This is a genomic window from Vibrio injensis (assembly GCF_001895205.1).
Taxonomy (GTDB): domain Bacteria; phylum Pseudomonadota; class Gammaproteobacteria; order Enterobacterales; family Vibrionaceae; genus Vibrio; species Vibrio injensis.
This window is the reverse complement of the sequence record NZ_BDJF01000006.1, coordinates 95,608-118,166: the sequence shown is the minus strand read 5'-3', so window position 1 is coordinate 118,166 and position 22,559 is coordinate 95,608. Positions and strand designations below refer to the sequence as shown.

Below are 22,559 nucleotides of genomic sequence, written 5' to 3'. Positions count from 1 at the left end.
AACCTGTTGGTGTTTATTAATAAGGAAAAACCATGTTCCCGGTATTTAGAATCTTCTTAACACGTTTAGTGCGTGTCTGTTTGTTATTAAGCTTATTTAGCTCGTTATTGGCGCATGCTGGAGCCGTTGCTACCGATTGGTTGACCGATGCTTATCATCCACCTGTTGCGGTACGTTTGGTGTTAACTGGCCAAAGCGATCCGCAAAGCGGAGAGGTTGCTGGTTATCTGGAAGTAAAATTAGATAGAGGATGGAAAACCTATTGGCGCTCTCCCGGAGAAGGCGGTGTTGCCCCAGAAATTGACTGGTCTGCATCTGAAAATGTGAGTGACTTTCAGTGGCATTGGCCGTTTCCTAGCCGCTTTTCGCTGCTCGGTATTGAAACGATCGGTTATCAAGGTGACACGCTTTTTCCGATCACGCTTAAAATACAAGACTGGCAACAGCCAGTCCGGTTTAAGGCGCGCTTACGGCTTTCATCCTGTTCGACCGTTTGTGTGATCACTGACTATCCTGTTGAGCTGAGCTTTATTCCTGATCAGTTGATGCCTAGTAGTGATGAAGTGGCGCAATATGCACAGGCGATGAGCCGAGTACCGCAAAAAACGCAGCAATTATTAACATTAGGTGCTGTCTGGGATGAGGCGCAGCAACGTTTACAAATCACCGCACACAACCCACAAGGTTGGCAGCAGCCGGATCTCTTACTTGATGGTCAAAGTGATAAAGTCGCAGAAAGTAGCTTTACTCAACCACGAATTCAGGTTGATGGGCAAAACTTGACGGCGACATTTACTGTTTCTAGTTGGCTCGGTAAAGCGGATTTGAGTGGTGAATCCGTACAAGTTACTTTTGCTGATCAGTCGCTATTGGTTGAACAAACCGTGGCGATTGAATCTGGTCTGATTCAATCCACAACCTCAGGTTGGGGACTGGTGCTGATGTTTGCTAGTGCGTTACTGGGTGGTTTGATTTTAAATGTCATGCCGTGTGTGTTACCGGTATTAGGTATCAAGTTAACGTCAGTGTTGACCTTGGATAAACCGCAGCGTCGTAGTGTCCGCTTGCAGTTTCTCACTTCGGCCGCAGGTATTCTCAGTGCTTTTTGGTTGATAGCGATAGGATTATTGGCTCTAAAATGGAGTGGTCAGGCAATCGGCTGGGGTATTCAATTTCAAAGTGCCAGCTTTATTGTCCTCATGCTGCTGATCACCACCTTATTTGGCGCCAATATGCTCGGCTTATTCGAGTTACGTCTGCCAGTGAGTGCTTCGACCTGGATGGCAACGCGCGGCTCCGATCAGCGTTATTTGGGGCATTATTTACAAGGTATGTTCGCAACTTTATTAGCAACGCCTTGTTCGGCGCCTTTTTTAGGCACGGCGGTCGCTTTCGCATTGGGCGCAGACACGCTCACCCTGTGGTTTATTTTTACCGGCTTGGGTATAGGTATGACGCTACCTTGGTTATTGGTGGCACTGTTTCCTCAGCTTGCACTCCGGCTGCCGAAACCGGGTGCGTGGATGAACCGTATAAAAATCCTCTTTGGGTTGATGTTATTGGCCACCTCATTGTGGTTATTAACCCTACTCGCTGCCCATTGGCCGCTGTGGGCAATACTGCTTTATCTGTTATCTACTCTAGCACTGTGTGTTTGGCAAGGATGGAGACACTACGGCGCTCAGCGTATCGTTCTCTTCGTGCTTATTACCGTATTGTCTTTTGGCGCGGGTTTATGGCTGACCAAATTCAGTGTTGCTAATGGACTGGCTCAGCTTACTGACGATTTACCCTGGCAGCCACTGGTAGCAGAGCAAATTGCTCAGCATGTAGAGCAAGGTAAAGTGGTGTTGGTTGATATCACGGCTGACTGGTGCATTACTTGTAAGGTCAATAAAATGAACGTGTTATTACAAAATCCGGTGCATAAAGCTCTACAGCAAGAAGACGTGGTTCTGATTCGCGGTGATTGGACGCTACCCAGTGAATCGGTTACTCGTTTTTTACAAAGCCATGGCCGATTTGGCGTGCCGTTTAATATCGTTTATGGTCCTCAAGCTCCGCGAGGCATTGCTCTACCCGTGTTATTAACTGATCGTGCGGTGATGGATGCACTGCGTGAAGCAAAAGGGGAGGCACGATGAATAAAAAGCGTTTATTACGCCTAGGACGTGAGTGGTTGATGATTGGTTTACTACTGATCGTCGTTTCTGTGGCTGTCGATCAATGGCGTAGCCATCAGATGCCAGAGCGTAATGAATTCAGCTTACAGGCGGTGGATCTCCAAGGCCAGCCAATCGATATTCAGGCCATGGGTGCAGAGAAACCCATGGTGATCTATTTTTGGGCCAGTTGGTGCAATATATGTCGCTTTGTCACCCCAACAGTCAATTGGCTCAGTCAATATTACCCAACCTTAGGTATTGCGCTCTCCTCTGGAAGCGATGAGCAGATACGACGTTATTTGGCTTATCATGACATTGAATTTCCTCAGCTTAACGATCCCCGCAGTCAAATAGGACAGGATTGGCATATACGTTACACGCCAACAATCATGATAGTGCATCAAGGGCAAATTGAATTTATTACCAGCGGGTTAACAACCCCGTGGGGATTGTTGGCTCGTTTGTGGCTAGCAAGTTATCCCCTTTCTACTTGAAGCTGCTGGAGGGGGGGGGGGCTATGCCCCCTTCACCTCAATTACATAGCCTATCTATGCTTATGGGGACTTACTTGTCGCCTACCTGTAACTCCAAGTGGTTTGGGTATAGTCATTATTAAATAAAGGATAAAACATGAAAATTTACAGAATTGTGCTGATCGGCTTATTAGCCACCTTTTCACTGAGTTGTGCTGCTGCATTGACGGTAGAGCAAACGAAACAGTTGGCGGATATAGAACAAATTTTGCAACGTAACCCGCAAGTGATTGAGAATTTACACAGCACGTTACGTATGTACGAGCAACAAGTGAATCGGTTTGAGCAGGTATTAAAGGATAATCAAGCTTATTTATACAACAATCCTGATCACCCCAGTTTTGGTGCCCAAAACCCTGAATTAACGCTGGTTTTTTTCACCGATTACAGCTGCCCTTGGTGTAAAAAACTCGATCCGGTATTGCATGAGTTGGTCAAGCGTTACCCGACGATTAAAGTGGTGAGTGTGCTGGTGCCGCTAAAAGAACTCGATAGTCCAGTTAATTCGGCCAGTTATGCATTAAACCTATGGCAGATGGATCAAGAAAAATTTACTCAAGCGGATGAATTGTTGGTCAAAAAGCCGGGTGCGCATAATCCACAGTCGTTGCTGCAAGTGGCTCAAAAAACCGACACTAGCCAAGCGCTGAATACACAGGAAAAAACACAACAACAACTGGCGAAAAACTATCAGTTATTTAGTGAATTAGGGCTAAACGGTACGCCGGCGCTGTTAATTGGCCAGCAAATTATTCCCGGCTATCTACCGCTAGATAAGTTAGAGCCATTAATTCGTGAAATACTTGCGAAATAATTTTTCACTATTCAAGTGGCTTTCTATTTGTTGAGGAAATGCAATAGGTGCCGATCTATTTTTTGTTTTTATTATGTAAGAATTTGCAAGTAAAAATGACATTTCCTTAACATTGCGCTCACGTTGACAGAACAAAAATTGACTTTAGGCCAATACCTCTCTGCTAATCTGCTGCTCACCTCGCTTTCCGCAGGAATAACATCTGCTACGACACGCAGCTAATTGAAGCTGTATACATGGAGTGATCATTGAGATGAATAGGTTAACGAGAGCTATTATTATTGCTATGTTGCTGGGGATTGCTACCGGACAAGCTATTCGCTGGTATGCCCCTGTTCAGCCAGAAGAGTTTGCTAATAACATCACCCTAATCACGGATGTGTTTTTACGGTTGATCAACATGATCATTGCCCCTTTAGTGTTTACCACGTTAACGGTTGGTATTGCTAAAATGGGCGATACAACGACGGTTGGCCGTATAGGCATTAAAACTTTACTGTGGTTTATGATGGCGTCAATGATGTCATTAATTCTTGGCTTGGTGATGGTGACCATTCTATCTCCAGGTGTTGGCCTACATTTAGATATCCCTTCGAGCTCTTTGGCCAGTGGGGTTGATGCACAAGCACTGAGCTTCCGTGACTTTGTCATTCATGCCGTACCAAGAAGTGTGATTGAAGCCATGGCCAGTAATCAAATTCTGCAAATTGTGGTGTTTTCTCTATTCTTTGGCTTAGCTGCCGCTGCCATTGGTGATCCGGCCTATCCAGTGATTGATATGCTAAAAAGCGTGTCAGAGATCATGCTGAAGGTAACCGCTTATGTGATGAACTTTGCTCCATTTGCCGTTTTTGCTGCAATCAGTGCCATGGTGGCTAAAGAAGGAATGGGGATTTTGAGTACCTATGGTGCTTTCATGGGGCAATTTTATTTCTCGCTTAGTGTCTTGTGGGGAGCTTTGCTACTAATGGGCGCGTTGGTGCTCGGACGACGCGTGTTTACCCTGTTTCGCATGATACGCGAGCCAATACTATTAGCATTTTCAACGGCAAGTTCAGAATCTGCTTATCCCAAAACGCTAGAAAGTTTAAGTGCTTTTGGTACTCCTAAGCGAATTTCTAGTTTTGTATTACCGATGGGCTACTCATTTAATCTTGATGGTTCGATGATGTACTGCACCTTTGCCGTTATGTTTATCGCTCAAGCTTATGGGATTGAGTTAACCATGGCACAACAAGTGACCATGTTACTCATTTTAATGGTCACTTCTAAAGGTATGGCAGGAGTGCCTCGTGCGTCATTAGTGGTGATCGCCGCCACGCTCCATCAATTTCACATCCCTGATGCGGGCATATTGTTACTACTCGGCATTGATCACTTCCTAGATATGGGACGTTCAGCGACTAACGTATTGGGTAATGCGATTGCTGCTGGTGTCGTGGCGAAAAGTGAAGAGGGTAATGAAGCTCCGCTTGAAGAAAATGTGGCTTAACCGCCAGGTTAATCGAGAGATGTTGTTGCCTTCTCAGTTGTGAGAAATATCAGTCGACTGCAAGCAAAAAAGACGTCCTAGGACGTCTTTCTTCTGGAATTTGGCTCCCCCTGCGGGACTCGAACCTGCGACATACGGATTAACAGTCCGCCGTTCTACCAACTGAACTAAGGGGGAATGGTTTGCGGCAAGAATGGTACTTATCCCCCCTTTTTCTGTCAACATCTACCCGTTAAAAAATCATAGATATTTTTGCCGGTAGAGACTTTACTTTTCTGTACTCCTTATCGGGCATGCGTTGCATTTACTTATCCACCAATTTTGTGGATAAGTGTATAAGGAAGTCTGTGAAATTAACTACGTTTCTAACCATTATCCTCTTTCTAATAGTGTAATCGATTGCTTTCTGTGGCTAGTATTTTGATTTTATAGGTTTTTTTTGTTTTACCCACAGATTGTTCAGGTGTGATTATCTTGTTCGTGGTAATCATGTACAGATAAGGTTGAGAGCGTTTGTGTGGATAAGTAATGGGATGTTTTTTGTACGGAAGGGATGATCGTTATACGTTTTTAGTGTTAACACCTAAAGTACTTGCGAGTTCGTTGCGCTGACCGGACAATACTCAATCAAACCAATGAATGTAGTAGAGTATAGGTAATGAGCAAAACGTTTGAACTGGTCTCTGAATACCAACCTTCTGGCGACCAGCCGGAGGCAATTGAACGATTATTGGCAGGCATTGATGCGGGATTGGCGCACCAAACCTTATTGGGAGTAACGGGATCGGGAAAAACCTTCACGTTAGCGAATGTGATTGCTCAAGCCCAACGCCCGACCATTTTGTTAGCGCCGAATAAAACATTAGCGGCCCAGCTTTATGGGGAGATGAAAAGTTTTTTTCCTCACAATGCGGTCGAGTATTTTGTCTCATACTATGATTACTATCAGCCGGAAGCGTATGTTCCAACTACCGATACTTTTATCGAAAAAGATGCCTCGGTTAACTCTCATATTGAACAGATGCGCCTATCGGCGACCAAAGCGCTATTAGAGCGTAAAGATGCGATCATCGTCGCTTCGGTATCGGCAATTTATGGCTTGGGCGACCCCGATTCTTACCTAAAAATGATGTTGCATCTAAGACGCGGCGATGTGCTTAACCAACGTGACATGTTACGGCGCTTAGCCGAATTACAATACAGCCGTAATGATATTGCTTTTGAGCGCGGTCAGTTTCGGGTTCGTGGTGAAGTGATTGATATTTTCCCAGCAGAATCAGAGCAAGAAGCGGTTCGGGTTGAAATGTTCGACGATGAAATTGAGTGCATCAGCCTGTTTGACCCTTTAACTGGTGCGATTCGTCAGCGTGATTTAGCGCGTTTTACCGTTTACCCTAAAACCCACTATGTAACATCTCGCGAGCGGATTCTTGATGCGATTGAACAGATCAAACAAGAGTTACAACTTCGGCGTCAAACCTTATTAGACAATAACAAGTTACTGGAAGAGCAACGCATCTCACAACGAACGCAATTTGATATCGAAATGATGAATGAGCTGGGCTTCTGTTCAGGTATTGAAAACTATTCTCGATATTTAAGTGGCCGCAGCGCTGGTGAACCGCCACCGACCTTATTTGATTACTTGCCTCACGATGGTTTATTGGTGATTGATGAATCACACGTGACGGTGCCGCAAATTGGCGCCATGTATAAAGGTGACCGTTCTCGTAAAGAAACCTTGGTTGAGTTTGGGTTTCGTTTACCTTCAGCGTTGGATAATCGACCTTTAAAATTTGAAGAGTTTGAAGCGCTTGCGCCACAAACAATTTTTGTTTCTGCCACTCCCAGTCAATATGAACTGGAAAAATCAGCAGGAGATGTGGTTGAACAGGTTGTCCGGCCAACCGGATTACTCGATCCTGAGATTGAAGTACGCCCCGTGGCTACTCAGGTCGACGACCTATTATCAGAAATACGCAGTCGGGCCGCCAAAGAGGAAAGAGTGCTTGTGACAACACTCACTAAGCGCATGGCGGAAGACTTGACCGAGTATTTGCATGAACATGGGGTAAAAGTGCGCTATTTACACTCGGATATTGATACCGTGGAACGGGTGGAAATTATTCGTGATTTGCGACTAGGAGTGTTTGATGTTTTAGTTGGGATCAACTTATTACGTGAAGGGCTGGATATGCCAGAAGTATCCTTAGTCGCGATTTTAGATGCTGATAAAGAAGGTTTTTTACGTTCAGAGCGTTCATTAATTCAGACGATAGGCCGTGCTGCGCGCCATTTGCATGGAAAAGCGATCTTGTATGGAGACAATATCACCAAATCAATGCGTAAAGCGATTGATGAAACCGAGCGTCGCCGCGAGAAACAGCAAGCGTATAACCAAAAGCGGGGAATAGAACCTCAAGCACTAAGACGCAGCATCAAAGACATTATGGAATTAGGCGATGCGACGAAGCCGAAACAACAGAAAGCCAGCAAAGTTGTGCCTCTCGCTAAGGTTGCCGAGCCCGGTGCGAGTTATGACTTACTCACTCCCCAGCAGTTAGAAAAGCAGATCATGAAGCTCGAATCGGAAATGTACAAACACGCACAAGATCTCGAATTTGAATTAGCGGCTCAAAAGCGCGATCAAATTACGCAGTTACGTCAGCAGTTTATTACTAATAGCTAGGGTATGTGGGTTTTTGTATATGGGTTAATTATAACAAGGAGTTTGCAAAATGCGACTCTTGATGCAACAATTAAGCAAAATGCAAAAATAAAATGGCTGGGTAGGCAATTGAGCGAAAATAACGTTAAAACTAAGTATCTGTTGATGGTTGAGGATACGGCTTCTGTGGCAGCATTGTACCGATCTTATCTAACTCCGCTAGAGATTGATATTAATATTGTCAGCACTGGGCGCGATGCGATAGAGAGCCTTAGCCGGCGAACACCAGATTTAATCCTATTAGATTTGCGTTTGCCTGATATGACCGGGATGGATGTGCTTGCTGCAGTAAAAAAACAATCTCCTGATGTACCGATCATCTTTATGACCGCGCACGGCTCTATCGATACTGCGGTCGAGGCGATGCGTCAAGGTGCACAAGACTTTCTGATTAAGCCGTGTGAGGCTGACCGGCTACGTATTACCGTCAATAATGCGATGCGCAAAGCGAATAAGCTTAAAAGCGAAAATTACGATCCGAATAATCAAAACTATCAAGGTTTTATTGGCAGTAGCCAAACGATGCAGGCGGTATATCGCACGATTGATTCCGCAGCGAGCAGTAAAGCCAGTATTTTTATTACTGGTGAGAGTGGTACAGGTAAAGAAGTGTGCGCTGAAGCGATTCATGCTGCCAGCAAGCGAGGCGACAAACCGTTTATCGCCATCAACTGTGCTGCGATTCCAAAGGACTTGATTGAAAGTGAGCTTTTTGGCCACGTCAAAGGTGCCTTTACCGGAGCCGCCTCAGATAGACAGGGCGCAGCGGAGTTAGCTGATGGTGGGACGCTCTTTTTGGATGAGTTGTGCGAGATGGATCTTGACCTGCAAACCAAATTATTACGTTTTATCCAAACGGGTACTTTTCAAAAAGTCGGCTCTTCTAAGCTACACAGTGTCGATGTGCGCTTTGTCTGTGCCACGAACCGTGATCCTTGGAAAGAAGTTCAACAAGGTCGTTTTCGCGAAGACTTATATTACCGTTTATACGTCATTCCATTACATTTACCGCCACTACGAGAACGTGGCGATGATGTGATTGAAATTGCTTATTCACTATTAGGTCATATGGCGAAAGAGGAAGGCAAAGGATTTGTTCGTCTCTCTTCAGAAGTGACAGAGCGCTTCAAACATTATGAATGGCCAGGTAATGTGCGTCAGTTACAAAACGTCCTACGTAATGTCGTGGTATTGAATGATGGACAAGAAATTACCTTATCAATGTTACCTCCACCACTCAATGCACCAAGAATGGCAGAACCTACCTTTTTGTCTCCCAATGAGAAGGTATTGTCGGTACATGATATCTTCCCGTTATGGCTAACGGAAAAACAAGCGATAGAAAAAGCCATCGAAGTATGTGATGGTAATATTCCAAGAGCGGCGAGTTATTTGGATGTCAGTCCCTCAACGATTTATCGCAAGCTGCAAACCTGGAATGAAAAAGAGCAGGAAAAGGAGCGCTAGAGACGTTATGCAGTGGATGAATATCGAAAAAATTGATGCGTTGGCTAAAGAGATTGGCAAAGAGAATATTCCTATTCTAATGGATATTTTTTTAGGTGAACTTCACCTTTATCATCAGCAACTTACTCAAGGTGCTGATGGTGGTAACATGACTTATTTAATTGAAATCAGCCATGCACTAAAAAGCAGCGCCGCCAGTTTTGGTGCCGATAAGTTGTGTGCTTTTGCAACACAGGTCGATAGCAACGCCAAGCAGGGGATCGTGATGAATGAAGAAACGGAAACAGCAAAGATGTTAGAGATACTTAGCGAAACCGCCGAATGTTATGCTCAGTTACAAGGTACGGCGCATTAACCGCATTAAGACCATCTTCTCACAAGGCACATTATACTAGAAGGAAAATCAGTGTTAGCAGAGCGAGCTGGGCAAATGGTCATTTTTGCTACTTTGGTACAGCAAAAAGGCTTTACCGCTGCCGCCAAGCAATTGGGCGTATCGGTCTCTCATGTCAGTAAACAGTTGGCTTTGCTTGAAGCGTCTTTGGGAATTAAGTTAGTACAACGTACAACGCGGAGTGTCACCATTACCGAAGCGGGGCAAGGTTTCTATCAGTATTGCGCTCAGTTACTTTGTTTGGTTGATGAAGCGCAAGCTGAGGTTGAGAGTCAACGTGATGAAGTCTCAGGGCTGCTTCGTTTGGGTTTATCGCAATCTTTTGGAACTTTACATATTTTGCCTGCGCTAGAAGCATTGCGTCAACGTTATCCTGAGTTACAAGTCGAGGTGCACCTGTTTGATCATCGCGTCGACATGCTACAAGAGGGGCTTGATTTGTGGATAACCAGTAATGAGCATTTGCCACAGGGATATATTGCTCAGCGTCTAGCAGACAGTCGTTTTGTCGTGGTTGCTTCTCCGGACTATTTACTTCAACACGGTACGCCGCATACTCCAGAAGCATTATTAGAGCACAATTGTTTGATTTATCGCAGTTGGGATCGTGACTATACCCGTTGGTCTTTTGCCAAATCGGATCACAAATTGACTGTACAAGTTTCTGGTAACTACTCGGTTGATTTGGCGGAAGCCGTGCGTGATGCGGCAGTAGCTGGATGGGGGGTGGCGTATCTAGCGACGTATCTGCTTAAAGATGAATTTCGTCACGGACAATTGATTCAATTACTACCAGATTGGCACGCCAACCAAAATATGCCGTTTTATGCGGTTTATCCTAGCCGTCAGCATATGCCTAAGAAAACGTCGGCGGTGATCGATTTTATCAAAGACAAATTAGCGAGTCCTTGTTATTGGGATAGTCGCTTAGAGCCTTATGTACGCTTTGCATCGACAGGATGCTAAGTTCGCCTACTTAATGTTTTCAATCTCTCCCTCTGTTTTACTCGTTTGGCAACATTCGTCGTCTATGAATACGTTTGATCATTTTAGGTAAGAGATTCTTTCCATGGTTAGAAATATTATTTCCATATGGAAATAATTTGAAAAGGCAAACGTTTGTTTTGTTGAAATTCAATGGCTTAAATGATCGATTGTTGCGTGATATTTTTTTGATCTACTCCGTTAACATTTGTGGCTTGCGCATCTACTTTTGCACTATAGAATGCCTCGCCTTGCATTATTAGTAACTTTTCGGATTAGATATATGATCTCATTGCTCGGTGTAATCACCATTTTAAGTGTGGCTTGGCTATTTTCTGCAGATAGAAAAAATATTCGACTTAGAACGGTCGGCTTGGCTTTTTTGTTGCAAGTAGGTTTTGCCCTGTTGGTGCTCTATGTGCCAGCCGGTAAAGATATACTCAATGGGGTAACAGGCGCTGTTGCTCATTTGATCGATTATGGCCAAGAAGGGATCAGCTTTATCTTTGGTGGATTAGCCAGTGAGAAAGTAGGATTTGTATTTGCCATTCATGTCCTTGGTATCATTATCTTTTTTTCTGCGTTAATTTCTGGATTATATCATATTGGCTTAATGCCGAAAGTGATTAACTTGATTGGCGGAGCGCTACAAAAATTATTGGGCACAGGTCGAGCAGAATCACTGTCAGCAACCGCCAATATTTTTGTTGGTATGATTGAAGCTCCTCTTGTCGTTAAGCCTTATTTAAAGCAGATGAGTGATTCACAGTTTTTTGCAGTAATGACTTGTGGTTTGGCGTCGGTTGCTGGAGGTACTTTAGTCGGTTATGCGTCATTGGGTGTCAATTTGAACTATCTAATTGCTGCCGCATTTATGTCTGCACCGGCTGGTTTGCTAATGGCAAAAATGCTGTTTCCAGAAACACAGACTCACCAACAAAAGGCTGAAATCGATATTGATATCCCAAAGGCAACCAATGTCGTCGAGGCGATGGCTGATGGCGCGATGTCGGGGCTACGAATTGCTGTTGCGGTTGGCGCGACACTGCTTGCTTTTGTCAGTGTGATTGCGTTGCTGAACGGTTTATTAGGCTGGCTAGGGGGCTGGTTCGGTATCACATTAAGTTTTGAGTTGATACTGGGGTATGTATTTGCACCTATTGCATGGTTACTAGGTATTCCATGGCACGAGGCGATTACCGCCGGATCGCTGATTGGTAATAAAATTGTTATCAATGAATTTGTCGCTTTTATTCAATTCATCAACGTACAATCACAATTGAGTCAACATTCGCAAGCGATCATAACGTTTGCTTTATGTGGTTTTGCTAATATTTCGACGATGGCGGTCTTGATTGGTGGCTTGGGGAGTTTAGTACCAGAGCGGCGCAGTTTTATCTCTCAATATGGTTTTAGAGCGATTGGGGCTGGCGTTTTGGCTAATTTAATGAGCGCAGCGCTAGCGGGTGTTATCTTATCACTATAAATATAAACGGGCGAGAGAGATTATTGCTCGCCCCGTTTTTGTCTCACATGTTACTTCTCATTGTTAATTAGAGATAATTAATGCGAGTGGTTAATGTTGCGTTTTATCTTGGGTATGGAACTGTTCGCACGCCATCATAGTGTTTTCAATTAAACTTGCTACCGTCATCGGGCCAACCCCACCAGGAACGGGAGTGATAAAACTGGCTCGTGTGCGTGCGACTTCAAAATCGACATCACCAATCAACTGTCCAGAAGCAAGACGATTGATACCGACATCAATCACTACTGCCCCTTCTTTCACCCAAGATCCGGGAATAAAATTAGGCTTACCGACCGCGACGACTAAAATGTCGGCTTGACGAACATGGTGTTCGAGATCTTTAGTGAAACGATGGCAGGTTGTCGTTGTGCATCCTGCTAGCAGTAATTCCAGACTCATTGGACGCCCTACAATATTCGATGCACCGACGACAACGGCATGCTTACTCCGCAATTCGATATTGTAACGTTCTAATAAGGTAATGATCCCCTTAGGGGTGCAAGAGCGCAGTTTAGGGATACGCTGAGCTAAGCGACCGAGATTATAAGGATGAAATCCATCGACATCTTTATCTGGTACAATACGTTCTAGTACTTGGGTCGTATCAATGCCAGCAGGTAGAGGAAGTTGAACAAGAATACCGTCAATAGTGTCGTCTTGATTCAACGTATCAATTAACGCTAAGAGCTCAGCTTCGCTCGTTGTTGCCGGCAGATCATAAGATTTCGAGACAAATCCGACTTCTTCACAGGCGCGGCGTTTACTGCCGACATAGACTTGCGAAGCCGGATCTTCGCCGACAAGAACAACCGCAAGTCCAGGAGCCCGTAGTCCCAAATCGGTGCGGGCTTTTACTCGTGCTGCGACTTCAGATCGCACCGTTTGCGAGATTAACTTTCCATCAATATATTGAGCCGTCATAACATTCCTTACACTGCAAAGCACAAAATTTTCCGCGCATTGTGGCAGATGGCAAGCAAAATATCCATAAGCAAACGTTTGCTTTTTGATTTTTAATGTTTATGCGGATTTTTCTGTTTCAAATTCGGTAAAGGTGATCAGCTAAATAGTGATGAGTCATGCTATTTTAATAAGACGTTATGCGGTTGGCTGACGACGACATCGTGAGTTATGTACACGTTAACCCGTTTTAAAATAGTACTTTTGCTTTATATTTAGGCACTTGATAGAAAATAACGGTCAAAAGCGTTGATTTACGCGGTTGAACTCGTATAATCCTCTCCCATAAAGCGCCCTTAGCTCAGCTGGATAGAGCACCTGCCTTCTAAGCAGGTGGTCACAGGTTCGAATCCTGTAGGGCGTGCCATATCTTAAGCCCCAGTACTTGTACTGGGGCTTTTTGATCGGCGTTATTGTTTGAAGCGCACGACAAGTTCGTGTAGATCGTCTGAAACCTTGTCGACATCATTAATACAATCATTCAACTGATTTGCGCTCCGTTGGGTGGATTCCGCTAAGTTGGAAATATTGACGATTTGCTGATTAACGTCTTCGGCGACATGGGCTTGCTGCTCAACCGCAGTAGCAATTTGTGCTGACATTTCAGCAATTTGCTCAACGGCTTGTGAAATACCTTCTAATACTTCACTACTTTTGAGTACATAGCTTAATCCTTCTTCAGCATTTTCAACGCCAACTTTGGACACTTTTACCGCTTGCTGAGCTCGACCAGTCAGTTCAGAAATAATATTGTGGATATCTTGAGTTGATTGCTGAGTTCGAGTGGCTAATACACGAACTTCATCAGCTACGACGGCGAAACCTCGCCCTTGTTCTCCGGCTCTCGCGGCTTCGATAGCCGCATTCAGTGCTAAGAGATTCGTTTGCTCAGCAATATTTTCAATGATTTGCGCAACTTGAGCAATTTTAGTGGTCTGCTCAGAAACACTTTCAACAGAGTGGCCAATTTGTTGCACTGTTTGTTTAAGCTTTTCAATCGAATCTCGAGTAATGTGAGCCGTTGTGACACCATGTTGGGTCAGAGTATTGGCTGTTGATGCTTGCCCCGCCGTATTATTAACATGTTCTGAAACATCGTTGATTGAAGTACTCATTTGGTTCATCGCCGCAGCGACAGTCTCGGTTTCAGCCTGTTGACGCGTGATTTCTTTACGGGCGCTTTGAGTTAAGCTTTGTCCGCGCTTCATGCCTGATGAAACGTCACTGGCCGCGTTTTCAATTCGCGCCAAAATGGTACTGAGATGAGCGGCTTGACTGTAGAGGGAGACTTTAATCGCTCCTAGATCGCCGCGATCGCTGGTATAAGTGCTGACCGCTAACGGGTGGCTAAAGGAGCTTTTTAGTAGCTCACTGAGTGATGCAAACATTTTCTTGCGTGCGTATGATACCCAGCCTGAGAAAATAACAACACTGAGCAGAAGAAATCGCTCAGAGAGTTGGGGATAACCAAAATGCCATAGTACGATAGCGAACAAGAAAGCGATGCTTAACAATAAATATTCAGGGTTTGCGATAAAAGTGAGTGGTTTTGTCGATTTTCCAGACTTAATGCGTTGATAAAATTTTTCTGCTCTGGCAACTGCTTGTCTCTCTGGACTGGAGCGGACGGATTCATAACCGACGACTTTTCCATTTTTAGTAATAGGAGTAACGTAGGCATCTACCCAGTAAAAATCGCCATTTTTACAGCGATTTTTCACCAATCCCATCCAAGGTTTTCCTGCTTTTAGATATTGCCACATTACCTCAAACGCTTCAGCTGGCATGTCGGGATGGCGGACGATATTATGTGGTTGACCAATCAGTTCGTTCTTGCTGAAACCGCTGATGTCGAGAAAGGCATCATTACATTCCAAAATAATACCTTGGGTATCGGTCACCGTGATCAATTTGGTTTTGGGATCAAAGGTTTTTTCTTTATTAGTTGTTGGTTGGTTATTACGCATAACGATATCCTAAGCAAGGGGATGCAGTGAATCAAATCCTTTCTATTTATAAGAGTAATACAAATTTTATAAACAGCTATGATGCAAGCAGGTTAATCTACGACGTTATTGAAAAATATAGACTGAAATGGGTTCGGTTTACTTTCAATGGGGCGCATTTTTTGTTTGATTATTATGCTACTATTTTCTGGTATGTTCGTTATTTTGATAAGGCTCGTAGTTATGACCTCTTGCTCTGATCCCATTTCTCGTGTCAGTTGTGCTCATTGCCAATCTCATGAAGGATTGGACTTTTCATTTACGATGGCGTTTCAACCGATCATTGATGTTAAAAATCGAATGATTTTTGGCTATGAAGCATTGGTCAGAGGCGAGCAGGAGCAGTCTGCTTACTCAATAATTTCTCAAATTAATGAGTATAACCGTTATTTGTTTGATCAAACTTGTCGAGTGAAGGCGATTCAGCTCGCTAGCCAACTAGAGTTAGATTCGATGTTGAGTATCAACTTTTTACCGAATGCGATTTATCAACCAGAACGCTGCTTGCGAACAACGATAGAAGCTGCTCAACGCTATGATTTTCCTATCTCACGGATTTTATTTGAATTTACTGAAGTTGAAAAATTTGAAGATACGACACACGTTAAACGAGTAGTGGAATATTATAAATCGTTGGGCTTTTTAACCGCGATTGATGATTTTGGTTCTGGCTATTCTGGTTTGAATCTCTTGGCTGACTTTCAAACTAATATCGTTAAATTAGACATGCAATTGATTCGTGGTATTGATGCAGATCCGACTCGACAAAGTATAGTACGTAACTGTTTAACTATGTTTAAAGAGTTGAATATCACACCATTAGCTGAGGGAGTGGAAACACTCGGCGAGCTGAGTTGTTTAATGACACTTGGTGTTTCACTGATTCAAGGTTATGTCTTTGCTGAACCAGGTTTTGAGCGCTTACCTAAACCGGATATAGATTATATATTGAATAGCCTATAGCGGTGAAGACGAAATCGTATCGCATAAAAACGCTAAGTTACAAAGTTACTTAGCGTTTTTTTGTTATTTTATCTCAGATATCCGTTTAAAGGGATTCTGTTAGGCTTCGTTTTAAATAATGACAACAATCGCTAATAGCACCAACAATCCCCCTAAAATGGAAGGGCGTTGGAAGCGGTTAGCTGCTTTAAGCTCTGAACCAGGAACAACGGGTACGGTGGTAGAAAGAGCTGCAACAGGTCCTCCCGTTAAGAAGTATTGCATGACCGCACAACCACCAGCCGCGGCCGCGGCGGCAGCAAGTGGAGAAACATCGTATTTCAGTACAATAGTCAGAAATGGTAATACAATGGCTGCTGATGCTGCGTTTGATTGAGTGATCAAACCAGCAATCGCTGACACCAACAGCATCACCACGATCGGTGCGTAGTTAAGCGCAGGATCAAACCAGTTGGCGACTATATCTACGACACCAACATTACGAATGACAGTTGACATAAATAAGAAGCCGATAGTCGCAATGAGCGGGATAGCAACTCGTTGTACGCCTTCAAGCATCATTGACTCAGCTTGTCCCAGTGGTGTTTTGGCTAAAATAGCGACTAACAAAGCAGAGAACACACCAACTAAAAACACTGGATAACCGATAGTAAAACCAATCACCAAGGCAATGAAAGGTAAAATGGCGATTAAAAAGCTTTTGTCTTCATATTTATCTTTAATGTCTTGCAAAATGGCGTTGATTTGCTCTTGGGTATAAGTAACACCACTACGTTTTTGCTCAACGCGTAGACGCCAAAAGCTGATCGCAATGATTGATAAAGCGGTTACTGCGCCAATGACGTTGATCATACCAAAGCCAATACCAGCAGTCGCAATGACAGCAAGTAGGGTTGGGTGGGTGAATCCACCGAAGTTACCTAAATGACCAGCATGGGCTTGTAATCCAGCGACTTTATCTGGATTAACACCGAGTTTAATCGCGGCTGGACCCGTAATTACCGCAGTAATTGCGGGTTGAGTAAAGCCAGTCAGACCGCCAATCACGCCAGCAGCAACGGTACCTGCACTGGCAATGCCAGGGCCTCCCCCAAAGCGGCTACCCAACAAAATGATGCGTTGAATAATCACATTGAGGAAACCAGTTTTTTCCATCACACCAATAAAAAGTAATACACCTGCCATATCAGCAATCACGGGGTGTAAACTGCCGTTGACCATCTTCAAAATAGTAATATCTGCACCGCCGGTGACGGGGAAACCAGCCAGTAAAGCGGCCAATGTCGAGCCGATAATCGCGGTCATATACAGTGGCGTTCGACCACTGATCATTAATATCAGGGTAAGCCCGATAACTAGTTGTGCAATAAGTAACATAGTACCTCTCTTAATTTAGTAATTGACGATCCCTTCTCACTTGCCGTTGCCGAGGTATTGAATGTATCAATGACACTTAATCATAATGTTACCAATCTTAAGGCCACGGATTCACTGACCACCGACTCGCTATCTCATGTTGTCTGGGCATCGACGATGTTGATGATGAACCATTTTGAGCAGAGAATATCACCACTTCAGAGTTAGATAATGAGTATAAAGTGTTATAAAAAGTAATTACCTAGTGTTTCAGTCTGTAAGATGAGGAAACTATACCGAATTAAAGGGGGGTAATGATGACAATGATCATGGTTGTTGCCGAAAAGAGACGGCCTTTCTCGAAGAAAGGCCGTTTTGTCTAATAGCTCTCAAAATCATCTTCAAGCGATATCAGGGAGAAGGTGGTTGGTATCACGATGTTGCTTCAATCGTATTAATGGCGTGGATCAGTTTGTCGGATAGGTGAGCTTTTTGTCCGTTTGTGAAGTTAAACATGACTACGGTCGCCGAGCCTGTTGTGGTCACTTTGCCGATCTTTTTACTGACCGCTTGATACTCCATAGTAAAACGATCGCTTTGAATATCAACTACGCGTGAACCAATCAGTAAGGTATCAGGAAAGGTGACCGGGATTTTGTAACGGCATTGGGTTTCACTTAGCACTGGTCCGATACCTGTACTTTGCGTTTCTTCCATTAGGGCGACTTGTTTGAAATAGTCGATACGCGCGGTTTCAAAGTAACGAAAGTAAACCACATTGTTCACATGCTGTAGCGCATCCATTTCTCCCCAAGCTACGGGAATTTCGGTAATAACCGGAAAATCAGCGAGTAAATGTTCCATAAAAGTCAGTTCCTGTATTCGTGTGACTGGTTATTCTAGCGTGAACGACATGGATGATGGTTGTGTTTTTAACATTAAATTAACGTTTTGAGTGGTGAGTAGCAAAGTTAAAGACAACCTACGGTGAATAATTTCATTTTTAACAGTGGGTTGCCTTTGGATATATTAAGGTGCGGTTAATGTTTAGGGTGAGTAAATCCACCGTACAGATCCATACGACGGTGGCGTAAATTAGTCACCGAGCCTTCAGTATTGAGTTGCTTCAGTTTATCGAGATCCACATCGGCAAAAATGATCATTTCGGTGTTAGGGCTTGCTTCAGCGATTGTTGCATCATGTGGAAAAAAAACATCGGACGGTGAAAATACAGCCGATTGAGCATATTGAATATCGACATTATCAACCCGTGGCAAGTTACCGACGCTTCCCCCGATAGCTACATAACACTCATTTTCAATCGCTCTGGCTTGCGAGCAAAGCCGCACACGTTGATAGCCATTTTTGGTATCTGTCCAAAATGGTACAAAAATAATTTGCACATCTTGCTCTGCTAGCATCCTTCCTAGTTCTGGAAATTCACTATCATAACAAATTAAAATCCCCACTCGTCCGGCATCGGTTTCAAATACGCGGACTTGATTGCCTCCATCAATCACCCAATCACGTTTTTCATGGGGAGTAATGTGTATTTTATATTGTTCGTCGATAGAACCATCACGATGCAGCAAATACGCTACGTTATACAATTGACCATCTTCTAACACTGGCATGCTGCCAGCAATAATATTGATGTTATAAGTGACGGCTAACTTTGAGAAGTGATGTTTGATTTGTTCACTAAAAGAAGCAAGAAAACGAATCGCTTCGACGCTGTTTTGTTCACGTTTTAATCCCATCAGTGGTGCATTAAAAAACTCTGGGAACAGGGCAAAATCGGCTTGATATTTGGCTAATGAATCAATGAAAAACTCAGCTTGATCGAGCAAATCCTCTACGCCATCAACGGCGCGCATTTGCCACTGGATGATACCAATACGAACTAGCGTTTTTTCAACGTCGTGTACCGATTGAATATCTTCTTCATAGAAAAAATTATCCCATTCTAATAATGTTGCGTAGCCTTTTGATTGATCGTCTTCTGGGAGATAATGACGCATGATACGCTTAACATCAAAATCGTTCGCTAATTGAAAAGAGAGGATCGGATCGTGCAACTCACGGCGTTTTACTTTCTCAATATAGTTAGCAACGGGCATTTGATCGGCGTATTGAGCATAGCCTGGTATACGTCCACCCGCTAAAATTGCCTTAAGGTTATTACTGCGGCATAACTCTTTTCTCGCCGCGTACAACCGTCGTCCTAAACGTAAACCACGATAATCAGGATGGACAAACACGTCTAAGCCATAGAGAGCATCACCGCTGGTTTTATGCTGAATAACATTATGCTCACTGATAATGTCAGTGTAGACATGCGGTAGAGAGAATCGGTTGTAATCTACTTTAATGGTGAGAGCGGCACCGATGATCTTACCATCGTCTTCGATACAAATCTGCCCGTCGGGAAATTGATGAATGAGATCCATGATCGTCATTCGTGGCCAAGCTCCTCCCACATCATGGAAAACGAGATCCATTAATGCTGCCAACTCAGGATAATCGTTCTTTTCAATCACACGCAGAGTTAAGCGTGGCGCGATATTACTCATACTTTATTAACTCCTTTTTTAACCATACTGGCGAATTTATTGGCGTGATTCAAGTTGAAAGATGGTGAGCTAACGATTCGTTATCGTATTAGATGGTATGGATATGATTAATTTTATAACAGAAGTGTCAGTAACTTGTTGCACAATCTGAATGCTAATCACGCGATTGCCGATGAAAAAATAGCCGCCATGGTCCATAGTACTAGCCTATTTTAGCTAACTGATAGATGGCATCTATTGGTTAACCATTCGCTGAGGCCATGTTCATGAAATCCTGCCCATTACCGCTTTTATATACTTTAGTTAGCGCGGCACAGCTGATTAAACGTCAATGGCGGAAATTTTTATGGCTTTCTTGGCCACACCTAATGATCACTCAGTTAGGGGGATGGCTTCTTTCCAATTCGTTTTTCTCTGAGCAAATGCCTCTGGTGTTCCTAACAGGGGTAGTGATGATTGTTGTGACGGCTTGGGTTACAGTGAGAATGCATAGAGCGATTTTACTCGACCATCCATTCGAGATGAATCATCAACAACCCGTTTCTGGGCTAAGAAAATTGAGAGTCATCGGTTATTGGTTATTACTATTTTCGGGATTACTGGTCCTTATTTTTCTATTGATTTTTTCAGTCATGGCTTTATTTGAACTCTCTTTCTTTGGGTTAGTGTTGCTATTTTTGCTGTTGGCCGTAGCGGTTATTTGGGTATTTTCTCGCTGTCTGTTAGTTATTCCAGCGGTATCGATCGACGATGAACCACGTGGGCTCAGTACCGCATGGCGTTTGTCTCAGCCTTATCAGATATCCCTGTTTTTGCTCGTCGGTGTGTTACCACTAGGGGTTGGAGTCGTGGCTTATCAGTTAGCCCAATGGCATCAAAGTGTCAGTTTGTCATTGTTGGTTAGTCTTTTGGGTTATGCATTTTGGATCTATGAGCTATGTCTATTGTCGCTCAGTTACCGATGGATTAAACAGCGAAAACAGATCGATAGCATGCTTGATACGTCGTCAAATAAACCGTCTTTACTGATTAAAGAATAATGTTGGTATGGGTTAGAAGCGTCATATAGATAAGAGCCCTCCTTGGTTCTCATCTACATCTATCGTGTCAAGGTAAGCATTATTCGCAAGGGGGAGCTAAGTGAATTAACGCTAAACCTCCCAACGCCGTTTCACGATATTTTTTATTCATGTCTTTCCCTGTCTGGAACATGGTTTCAATTACTTTATCTAAAGAGATTAGGCACTTACTTGTACGTTTCAGTGCCATGCGAGAGGCATTAATTGCTTTAACGGCCCCCATCGCATTACGTTCAATACAAGGAACTTGCACTAAGCCACCAATTGGGTCGCATGTCATGCCCAGAGAATGCTCCATAGCAATTTCTGCGGCCATACAAATTTGTTCATTACTGCCGCCACGTAATGATGTTAATCCTGCAGCTGCCATGGAAGAGGATACGCCTATTTCTCCTTGGCAACCGACTTCGGCTCCTGAAATTGAGGCATTCATTTTATACAGCATACCAATTGCTCCCGCGACGGCGAGAAAATCTTTAATCTGTTTAAGATCCAAAGGGCGAATAAAGCGATGATAGTACATCAGTACTGCGGGAATGACTCCGGCTGCGCCATTGGTTGGGGAAGTAACGACTTGTCCTCCAGCGGCATTTTCTTCACTGACAGCAAAAGCAAATAAGTTAATCCAATCCATAACTTCTAATGGATCTTGTTCTATGGAGGCATTAGCTTCGAGTTTTTTCAAGAGCGCAGGTGCTCGGCGAGTCACATTGAGTCCGCCTTCTAAAATGCCTTCGGTTTCAAATCCTCGTTCCATGCAAGAGGACATCACTTGCCAAATCTGTTCTGATTTTCGGTCGATCTCTTGCCCATCACGCAAAGCAAGCTCATTACGAAGAACAAGGCCAGCGAGACTAAGCCCGTTACGCTGCGCTTTATTGAGCAAATCATCGGCGCAGGTAAAGGGAAATTCAACGTTAATGGGAGAAGCGGCGTGACCGTGTTCAAGTTGCGCGGCGGTCGCAATAAATCCCCCACCGATTGAGTAGTAAGTTTCAAAAGCGATAAGACGATGTTGCTGATCAAACGCGCTAAACGTTAGGCCATTTTCATGTAAAGGTAAGCTCTGTGGATGGAAAAGGAGATCATCTTGAGGAGAAAAAGGGATATTTTTTTTACCTGCTAAATTTAATGTAGCGGTTTGGTGGATGGTGTGTAAGTCCGCATTCGCTTGTGTGATATCAATAGTATCTGGCTGATTACCGAGTAGTCCGAGCAATACCGCGCGATCGGTATGGTGACCTTTTCCTGTGAGTGCTAATGAGCCATACAGATCAATCTGGATTCTTGTCACCAATGATACATCTTCAATTAAGGATAAAAATTGAAAGCCAGCGATCATCGGTCCGTTGGTATGAGAGCTGGATGGCCCGACACCAACTTTAAAAATATCAAATATCGACAACATAATGTTTCCTTTATTGGTGTAATGCATTTGGCTAGGTTGATTAAGTATATACCCTTCCTGTGTGGAGCTACTGCGCTATTGACAGCGTTTGTTCATCCTAATTTATCGT

General features: G+C 43.7%; 17 protein-coding genes and 2 tRNA genes. 12 read left to right on the top strand and 7 right to left on the bottom strand.

Features of this window, described 5'->3' with window-relative positions; translation table 11 throughout:
* Positions 1-32 precede the first annotated feature (32 nt).
* From BSR11_RS00685 to BSR11_RS00670, 4 genes are all read left to right on the top strand, one after another.
* On the top strand, positions 33-2,144 hold the full coding sequence (locus BSR11_RS00685; RefSeq protein WP_072668595.1) for a protein-disulfide reductase DsbD family protein: 2,112 nt from the start codon (positions 33-35) through the stop codon (positions 2,142-2,144).
* Positions 2,141-2,659 carry a protein disulfide oxidoreductase gene (locus BSR11_RS00680; RefSeq protein WP_072668594.1) on the top strand — a complete coding sequence of 173 codons (519 nt, stop codon included), beginning with the start codon at positions 2,141-2,143 and terminating at the stop codon, positions 2,657-2,659. The genes BSR11_RS00685 and BSR11_RS00680 overlap by 4 nt, the downstream gene beginning before the upstream one ends.
* 136 nt (positions 2,660-2,795) lie before the next feature.
* Positions 2,796-3,512: a DsbA family protein gene (locus BSR11_RS00675; RefSeq protein WP_072668593.1), complete on the top strand. Its 717-nt coding sequence runs from the start codon at positions 2,796-2,798 to the stop codon at positions 3,510-3,512.
* 253 nt (positions 3,513-3,765) lie between these two features.
* A complete protein-coding gene (locus BSR11_RS00670; RefSeq protein ID WP_139299774.1) occupies positions 3,766-5,004 on the top strand; it encodes a dicarboxylate/amino acid:cation symporter in 1,239 nt (412 codons plus the stop codon).
* A 101-nt stretch (positions 5,005-5,105) separates the two neighbouring features.
* Here the strand turns inward: BSR11_RS00670 and BSR11_RS00665 are convergent.
* Positions 5,106-5,181: transfer RNA gene (locus tag BSR11_RS00665), tRNA-Asn, on the bottom strand.
* 481 nt (positions 5,182-5,662) lie between these two features.
* On the opposite strand from BSR11_RS00665, the gene uvrB reads away from it, so the two are divergent.
* The 5 genes from uvrB to BSR11_RS00640 all read left to right on the top strand — a co-directional run bounded on the left by uvrB (position 5,663) and on the right by BSR11_RS00640 (position 12,063).
* Positions 5,663-7,693, top strand: coding sequence for an excinuclease ABC subunit UvrB (gene uvrB, locus BSR11_RS00660; protein ID WP_072668592.1), 2,031 nt, complete (start codon positions 5,663-5,665; stop codon positions 7,691-7,693).
* Between the two features lie 144 nt (positions 7,694-7,837).
* A complete protein-coding gene (gene luxO, locus BSR11_RS00655) occupies positions 7,838-9,199 on the top strand; it encodes a quorum-sensing sigma-54 dependent transcriptional regulator LuxO (RefSeq protein WP_072668951.1) in 1,362 nt (453 codons plus the stop codon).
* Positions 9,200-9,206: 7 nt separating this feature from the next.
* Positions 9,207-9,554 carry a quorum-sensing phosphorelay protein LuxU gene (luxU, locus tag BSR11_RS00650; protein ID WP_072668591.1) on the top strand — a complete coding sequence of 116 codons (348 nt, stop codon included), beginning with the start codon at positions 9,207-9,209 and terminating at the stop codon, positions 9,552-9,554.
* Positions 9,555-9,605: 51 nt separating this feature from the next.
* Positions 9,606-10,559 (top strand): LysR family transcriptional regulator, encoded by a 954-nt coding sequence (locus BSR11_RS00645; protein ID WP_072668590.1) that lies wholly within the window; start codon positions 9,606-9,608, stop codon positions 10,557-10,559.
* A 301-nt stretch (positions 10,560-10,860) separates the two neighbouring features.
* Positions 10,861-12,063, top strand: a complete 1,203-nt coding sequence (locus BSR11_RS00640; RefSeq protein WP_072668589.1) for a NupC/NupG family nucleoside CNT transporter — start codon at positions 10,861-10,863, stop codon at positions 12,061-12,063.
* 90 nt (positions 12,064-12,153) lie between these two features.
* On the opposite strand, the gene folD is transcribed toward BSR11_RS00640, so the two are convergent.
* On the bottom strand, positions 12,154-13,026 hold the full coding sequence (folD, locus tag BSR11_RS00635; RefSeq protein ID WP_072668588.1) for a bifunctional methylenetetrahydrofolate dehydrogenase/methenyltetrahydrofolate cyclohydrolase FolD: 873 nt from the start codon (positions 13,024-13,026) through the stop codon (positions 12,154-12,156).
* Positions 13,027-13,355: 329 nt separating this feature from the next.
* Here folD and BSR11_RS00630 point away from each other — a divergent pair.
* A tRNA-Arg gene (locus BSR11_RS00630) sits at positions 13,356-13,432 on the top strand.
* Positions 13,433-13,475: 43 nt separating this feature from the next.
* On the opposite strand, the gene BSR11_RS00625 is transcribed toward BSR11_RS00630, so the two are convergent.
* A complete protein-coding gene (locus tag BSR11_RS00625; RefSeq protein ID WP_072668587.1) occupies positions 13,476-15,032 on the bottom strand; it encodes a methyl-accepting chemotaxis protein in 1,557 nt (518 codons plus the stop codon).
* A gap of 222 nt (positions 15,033-15,254) precedes the next feature.
* Between BSR11_RS00625 and BSR11_RS00620 the strand changes: the two genes are divergently transcribed.
* A complete protein-coding gene (locus BSR11_RS00620) occupies positions 15,255-16,034 on the top strand; it encodes an EAL domain-containing protein (protein ID WP_072668586.1) in 780 nt (259 codons plus the stop codon).
* A gap of 111 nt (positions 16,035-16,145) precedes the next feature.
* Here BSR11_RS00620 and BSR11_RS00615 read toward each other — a convergent pair whose 3' ends face one another.
* The 3 genes from BSR11_RS00615 to BSR11_RS00605 form a co-directional block, all read right to left on the bottom strand.
* Entirely contained in the window at positions 16,146-17,411 is a 1,266-nt protein-coding gene (locus BSR11_RS00615) for an SLC13 family permease (RefSeq protein WP_072668585.1), read from the bottom strand.
* 411 nt (positions 17,412-17,822) lie between these two features.
* Positions 17,823-18,254 carry an acyl-CoA thioesterase gene (locus tag BSR11_RS00610; protein ID WP_072668584.1) on the bottom strand — a complete coding sequence of 144 codons (432 nt, stop codon included), beginning with the start codon at positions 18,252-18,254 and terminating at the stop codon, positions 17,823-17,825.
* Between the two features lie 176 nt (positions 18,255-18,430).
* On the bottom strand, positions 18,431-19,963 hold the full coding sequence (locus BSR11_RS00605; protein WP_072668583.1) for a bifunctional GNAT family N-acetyltransferase/carbon-nitrogen hydrolase family protein: 1,533 nt from the start codon (positions 19,961-19,963) through the stop codon (positions 18,431-18,433).
* Between the two features lie 266 nt (positions 19,964-20,229).
* On the opposite strand from BSR11_RS00605, the gene BSR11_RS00600 reads away from it, so the two are divergent.
* Positions 20,230-21,003, top strand: a complete 774-nt coding sequence (locus BSR11_RS00600; protein WP_072668582.1) for a hypothetical protein — start codon at positions 20,230-20,232, stop codon at positions 21,001-21,003.
* A 79-nt stretch (positions 21,004-21,082) separates the two neighbouring features.
* Here the strand turns inward: BSR11_RS00600 and BSR11_RS00595 are convergent, their stop codons facing one another.
* On the bottom strand, positions 21,083-22,450 hold the full coding sequence (locus BSR11_RS00595; RefSeq protein ID WP_072668581.1) for an L-serine ammonia-lyase: 1,368 nt from the start codon (positions 22,448-22,450) through the stop codon (positions 21,083-21,085).
* Positions 22,451-22,559 lie beyond the last annotated feature (109 nt).